The sequence below is a fragment of the Aequorivita vitellina genome (assembly GCF_022008365.1).
Classification (GTDB): Bacteria; Bacteroidota; Bacteroidia; order Flavobacteriales; family Flavobacteriaceae; genus Aequorivita; species Aequorivita vitellina.
The window spans coordinates 1-1,243 of record NZ_JAIRBA010000088.1 but is presented as its reverse complement, the minus strand read 5'-3'; the positions used below and the strand labels follow the sequence as shown (position 1 = coordinate 1,243).

Genomic DNA, 1,243 nt, shown 5'->3' with positions numbered 1-1,243 from the left:
TGAGCATTCTAAGTTAAAAACAAATTTTTAATTGGATAATTTTACAAAAGGCTCCTCCCTTTTAGCAATTGCAAAAATTCTCAATACAAGTTTATTGGCCACGGCATTTACTACACTCATATGGTGTTTTCCCTCAGAGATTTTTCGTTCATAATAGTTCTTTAATTGGGGATCGTGCTGCACAGCAGTAAGGGCGCCCTTTGTCAATACAGCCTTCATCGACCTGTCCCTCAGGTAATGTGTCCGTGTTCTCCCGCGGATGCTGCTTCCGGATCTGTAAGGAAAAGGGGCTAGTCCACAATGGCAGCTAAACTTCCTTGGATCTTGGAATCGTGTGAAGTTGGCAGTCTCGGTGATACATTTTGTAGCGATAACGGGGCCTACCCCGATAATTGCGGTCACTTTTGCATAACTTTTTTTGAGTTCCTGATCCGATTTGATAATCCTTTGCATCTCAGCCTCTATATTGGCAATGCTCCTTTGTAGCGATCTGTACTGCTTTTTCTCTTCTTTTATCAGCATCCTCACATCTATGGTCTTATTCAGTATCTCATTGGCCTTTAAACTGTTCTGTACCTGAACAGACATCTTGACGTAGCGCTCGCGTGCTGTAACGAGGGCTTTTAGCTTAGCCAAATTATCGCTGGGCAGGTGATACGGGGACAATTTATGCTTGTTGGTTATGGCATACTCTGCAATGCGGTAGGCATCTTTTGAATCACTCTTTCCTCTTTGTATTCCCAAAGACTTTTTCAGTTCCAAAGGATTAATCATATAAAACTTAAACCCCTTTTCACTTAGGGCATCCATTAGGACCGCACCGTAATGTCCTGTGTGCTCAAGCGCGAAAACGGCAAGTTGCCTATCAAAACTCTCCAGCCATTGATGGATAGTTTTGCCGTGGTTCTCCAAAACCCCTCTGCTCTTGACCTGGACATCATGGCTGCCTAAAGAACAATAATCTAAAGAGTCCTTGGAAATGTCAATTCCGATAACTGTATTTTTCATAACTTTGGATTAGCTATTAAAACCCTGAAGAACCAAAAGGTTCGTGTACCAACGCTATTAATAAGCCTTAAAGCTTAACATTCTAAACGGTACCAAAAACCTAAGAAGGGAAAGGACTAATGCTCACAATAGATCTCAGAATCTAAGAGTCGAAATAGTTCACCTTTTCCTTCTGGTTTTTCAGAAATTTAATAAGATTAAACTTCTATAAATATACGATGCTAAACTAATAGCG

General features: G+C 40.9%; 1 protein-coding gene. It reads right to left on the bottom strand.

The window, feature by feature from the left end; translation table 11 throughout:
* Window positions 1-27 precede the first annotated feature (27 nt).
* Window positions 28-1,008, bottom strand: a complete 981-nt coding sequence (locus tag K8089_RS16070; RefSeq protein ID WP_237604306.1) for an IS110 family RNA-guided transposase — start codon at window positions 1,006-1,008, stop codon at window positions 28-30.
* Window positions 1,009-1,243 lie beyond the last annotated feature (235 nt).